The 4,661-nt window shown below is 75.8% G+C and carries 4 protein-coding genes and 1 tRNA gene; 1 reads left to right on the plus strand and 4 read right to left on the minus strand.

The features are described 5' to 3' along the window. Positions 1–246: 246 nt before the first annotated feature. The 4 genes from ABZ234_RS33855 to ABZ234_RS33870 all read right to left on the minus strand — a co-directional run bounded on the left by ABZ234_RS33855 (position 247) and on the right by ABZ234_RS33870 (position 4,084). A complete protein-coding gene (locus ABZ234_RS33855) occupies positions 247–606 on the minus strand; it encodes a hypothetical protein (RefSeq protein WP_355014759.1) in 360 nt (119 codons plus the stop codon). A 266-nt stretch (positions 607–872) separates the two neighbouring features. Then, positions 873–948, minus strand: a tRNA-Thr gene (locus ABZ234_RS33860). A gap of 142 nt (positions 949–1,090) precedes the next feature. Beyond that, positions 1,091–2,623 (minus strand): alpha/beta hydrolase, encoded by a 1,533-nt coding sequence (locus ABZ234_RS33865; RefSeq protein ID WP_355014762.1) that lies wholly within the window; start codon positions 2,621–2,623, stop codon positions 1,091–1,093. Positions 2,624–2,902: 279 nt separating this feature from the next. Beyond that, positions 2,903–4,084, minus strand: a complete 1,182-nt coding sequence (locus ABZ234_RS33870; RefSeq protein WP_355014760.1) for a DNA polymerase III subunit delta' — start codon at positions 4,082–4,084, stop codon at positions 2,903–2,905. A gap of 217 nt (positions 4,085–4,301) precedes the next feature. Between ABZ234_RS33870 and ABZ234_RS33875 the strand changes: the two genes are divergently transcribed. After that, positions 4,302–4,547, plus strand: coding sequence for a hypothetical protein (locus ABZ234_RS33875; protein WP_355014761.1), 246 nt, complete (start codon positions 4,302–4,304; stop codon positions 4,545–4,547). The last annotated feature ends 114 nt before the right edge of the window (positions 4,548–4,661 follow it).

A 4,661-nucleotide genomic window follows, 5' to 3' on the forward strand; every position in this document is an offset into this window, starting at 1 on the left:
CGGGGTGTGGGGGGGGGGCTCCCCCCCCGGCGCCGCGCCCGCGGGCGGGGCCGGGCGGGACCGCGAGCGGCCGGCCGCGGGGGCGCGGTCCGCACCGCGCCCCCGCGGCCCGTGACGGAACCGCGTGCGCCGATCGCCGCGAGCGTTCGCCGGGCACCTCCCGCAGGACGGGTGGCGAAGGCCGGCCCGGGTCCGGCTGTCCGAGCGCGGTCGGCGCGGCCGGAGGCGGCCCTCCCTACATACCGTCTAGGGCTCCAGAGCCCGCCTGGAGCCGGTCCCGTCGCCTCCGAGCCCGGCGACGATCCGCCGGGCTCGGACCTCGTCGGCGCCCAGGCGTTCGCGGACCATCCGCACCGCCTCCTCGTCCCGACCGAGGGCGACCAGGTCGTGCACGCGGGTGCGCAGGGAGTGCGGCAGGTCCTCCTGCCCCCTCGGCGCGGGAACGTATCCGCCCACATGCTGTTCGGGCTCCACCGGGGGCGCCGTCGCCTCCTCGACCACGAGCCGGTCGTTCAGGTAGGCCACCACGCGGCGCAGCGCGAGGGAACCCGCGGCGAGCACGACGATGGACCCGAGCAGCGCGAACAGCATGAACATCAGGCTCATGGCGTGCACCTACCCGCGTCCCCGTCGGCACAGCCCCACGCCGCCGACACGGCGGGTAATCATCTGTTGACCAAGGGCTGTCGACGGCGCCGGCCCGGAACCGCGTCCCCGGGCCGGACCGCCGGAGCCGCGGTTCCGCCACCCCCGGCCCCCGGCGCGGGGCGCGGGGGCCGGCGCCACGGGCAGCCTGTTCGCCGAACAGGTCACCGGCCCCCTTTTCGGCCACCAACGCGAAACGCCACCCCGGTCCGGGGTGGCGTTTCGGCTGGAGCCGCCTGTCGGAATCGAACCGACGACCTATTCATTACGAGTGAATCGCTCTGCCGACTGAGCTAAGGCGGCGCGACGCCGCGTGTCACACGCGGCGAAGCGGTCCCAGTCTAACGCCTTCCGACGGGTGCCGTGTACACGTTTGCGGTCATGCCGGTCCCGCCTCCGCGAGCGGGGCGCGGGGGCCGGGGGCGGCGGCCCCCGGCCCCGTCGGTCAGGCGCAGGCCATGCCGTCCTCGGGAACGGTCAGGTCGACCAGGTAGGCGTCCACGATGTCGTCGATGCACTGGTCGCCCATGCGGTAGGCCGTGTGGCCGTCACCGTCGCGGGTCACCAGGAACCCGGATTCCAGCTGGCCCGCGAGCGCCTCGGCCCACGCGTACGGGGTGGCCGAGTCCCGGGTGGTGCCCACCACCATGATGGGGGCGGCCCCCGCTCCGTCCAGGCCGGTGGTCGGGGTGACCGCCTCCTCCGGCCAGTAGGCGCACGGCAGGGCCCCCCAGGCCAGCGTCGGACCGAAGATCGGCGACTCCTCGCCGGCCTCGGCCGCGGCCCGGACATACGCGTCGACGTCGCGCGGGCTCGGGGAGTCGGAGCAGTTCACCGCGATGAGCGCCGCCGTGGAGTTCTCGTAGGCGGCCGGGTCCTCGCGGCTGTACAGGTCGTCGCCGAGCTGGATCAGCACGGTGCCGTCGCCGTTCTCCATCGCCTCGGCCAGCCCCTCGCGCACCCGGGGCCACCAGCTCTCGGAGTACAGGGCCGCGAGGACGCCGAGCTCGGCGCGGGCCCGGTTGACCTCGCGGTCGTCGGCGCTGTTGGACAGGGGCTCCTCGGCGGTGTCGGCCAGGAAGTCGCTCAGCGCCCCGACGCCGTCCTCCACACTGTCCCCGGACGCGCCCAGCGGGCAGTCCGGCTGCCCGAGGCAGTCCTCCACGAAGGCCCGCAGCGCCGTCTCGAAGCCGGTGGCCTGCGCGACGCTGAGGTCGAGCTGCTCCTGGCTGGGGTCCACCGCGCCGTCGAGCACGAGGGCGCGGACCCGGTCGGGGAACTCCTCCGCGTACTGCGCCCCGATGTGGGTGCCGTAGGAGGCGCCGAGGTAGGTCAGCTGCTCGTCGCCGACCAGGGCGCGCAGGATGTCCATGTCGCGGGCGACGTTGACGGTGCCCATGTGGAGCATCAGCTCGGGGTCGTTGGCCCGGCAGGCCTCGACGAACCCGCGGCTGTCCTCCTCCAGTTCGGCCAGCTCGGCCTCGGTGACCTCGGACATGTCGCCGTCGCCCTCGACGCTGTCCACCCCTCCGAGGAACTCGTCGAGCCCCTCGGAGTCCAGGCAGGTCAGCGGTGAGCTGCGCCCGACGCCGCGCGGGTCGAACCCGACCACGTCGAACCTCTGGCGCACCGCGTCGCTGACCGTGAAGGCGGCGTGGTCCACGTAGTCGTAGCCGGAGCCGCCCGGACCGCCGGGGTTGACCAGCAGGGAGCCGATGCGGTCGCCGCCCTCGGCGGGGAACCGCTTGACCGCGATCTCGACGCGGTCGCCGCCGGGCTCGTCGTAGTCCAGGGGCACCTCGTAGACCGCGCACTCCGCGCCGTCCGCCCCGCTCTCGCACTCACCCCAGTCGAGGCCCTGCTCGGTGAAGTCGGTCAGTGCGGGGTCGGGGGCTGCGACGTTCCCCTCCTCGGGGGCGCCCTCCCCGCCCGTGCACCCGGTCGCCAGCAGCACCGCACCGGCCAGTGCCGCCGCCAGTGCCCCCCGAACTCTCGTCGCCACGGATGTCCGCCCTCTCGTTTCCGCCGGCCGCTGGTGGCCGGCGCGTCGTCTGCTCCGCACCGGCCCGGCCGTGCGGCTCTGTCCTCCCACGACCCCGGGGTCGCGGCCACCGGGTGGTCGCGACCCGCGGCCGGGGCCGCCTCCTGCCGCTCCGGACCGGTCCGGATCCGGACGGCCGCGGCCGTGCGCGCGGGTACCGGAGGCGGGCGTCCGCTCAGGTCGGCGCCCCGCCGGGGCGCCCCGGACCGTCCCGGCTCACGCTCTCCCGTCGACCAGGAGTGCGGAGGTCATGGCCTCCATGGCGATCTGGGGGTGCACGTTCGCCTCGATGCGTCCGCGGCACTCCATGATGGCGTCGATCCGTCGCAGCGTGGTCTCGGGGGTGCTGGAGCGCGCCACGCGGTCCAGGTCGCCGGAGCGCTCTCCGGTGGACAGCTCGACCGAGGCCCCCAGCTGGAGGGCCAGGACGTCCCGGTAGAAGGCGGCCAGGTCGAGCAGGGCGCGGTCGTAGGAGTCCCGTTTGATCCGGGTGGCACGGCGCTTCTGCCGCTCCTCCAGGTCCTTCATGGCGCCGGCGGAGCCCCGCATGGCCTTGGCCACGCCCTTGCCGGTGGAACCCTCGCCGAACGCGGTCCTCAGCTCGTCCTTCTCCTTCTCGTCCAGGGCCGTGGTGAGGGCCTTGGACTCCTCCTCGGCGATCTCGTACAGCCGGGCGGCGGAGGTGACGCACGCGCCGAGCCCGTCGAGGCGGGCGGGGATGGACAGCACCTCCTCCCGGCGCCTGCGCGCCTCGGGGTCGGTGGCCAGCTGCCGGGCCCTGTCGATCCGGCCCGCCGCGGCCACCGCCGACGCCTGGGCGAGCACGGGGTCGACCCCGTCGCGCCGGACCAGGGCGTCCACCAGCTCCCGGGTGCCGGGGGTGGCGAGGGTGACCAGCCGGCAGCGGGAGCGGATGGTGACGAGCAGGTCGTCGGGCGCGGGCGTGCACAGCAGCCAGACCGTCCGGGGGGAGGGCTCCTCCACCGCCTTGAGCAGGGCGTTGGAGGCGGCCTCGGTGGCGCGCTCGGCGTCCTCGAAGAGCACGATACGGAACCGGCCGCCGGAGGGCCTGGAGCCCGCCCGCAGCACCAGGTCGCGGGTGGCTGCGACGCCGAAGCTCAGACCGCTGGGGCGCACATACAGCAGGTCGGGGTGGGTTCCGGCGAGGACCTGGTGGCAGGAGGGGCAGTGTCCGCAGCCGCCGTCGGGGCACTGGAGCGCGGCCGCGAAGGCCCGGGCCGCCTCCGAGCGGCCCGATCCGGGCGGGCCGGTGAACAGCCAGGCGTGCGTCATGCCCGCGCCCCGGCCCCCGGCGACGAGGTCCGACGCCCCGACCACGGCCCGTCGGAGCTGGCCCACCGTGGCCTGCTGGCCGATGAGGTCGTCGAAGACCGTCACGCTTCCCCCCGAGAACCACCGCTGATGTCTGCTCCCAGGATAGGAGCCGCCACCGACGCCCGGGCCGTCGTCCACAGGCCCGCAGGGGGTGGATAGCGTAGTGCCGTCACGGCCCGGCGCCCGCTCCGCGTACGGCCGCCGCGGCGGTCCCCCGACCTCCGCGGTCCAGCCACACCCCTCCTCACCGTCCCCCGCAGAAGATCCGGAGCAGTCCCCCTTGACGCACTCCCCCTCCCCCTCCTTCCGGCCGCAGCCCGGGTCCCGCCCCGAGCGGGACGCCTCCCTCCACGAGGGCGGGTCGCCCTTCGGGGAGGGCTCCGGCCGCCCCTCGTTCGCCCCGCCCGAGCCCCCGCGGCGCGGGATGTCCGCCGCCGACCGGGTCGCCGCGATCGTCCTCGGCTGCGTGGTCGTGGCGCTCGTCGCCCTCGTCGCGATCGGGATCGCCGTCCTCCTCCCGGTCTGACGGACCACCCGTGCCCGGCGCCCTCCCGGGGCGCCGGGCACGCACCGTCCCGGACCGGCGGACCGGACGGGGGGGGGGGGCCGCCGGGCGGGGGGCGCCGGGGCCCGCCCCGCC

It is taken from the genome of Nocardiopsis sp. NPDC006198, assembly GCF_040613895.1.
In the GTDB taxonomy this organism is placed as follows: domain Bacteria; phylum Actinomycetota; class Actinomycetes; order Streptosporangiales; family Streptosporangiaceae; genus Nocardiopsis; species Nocardiopsis tropica.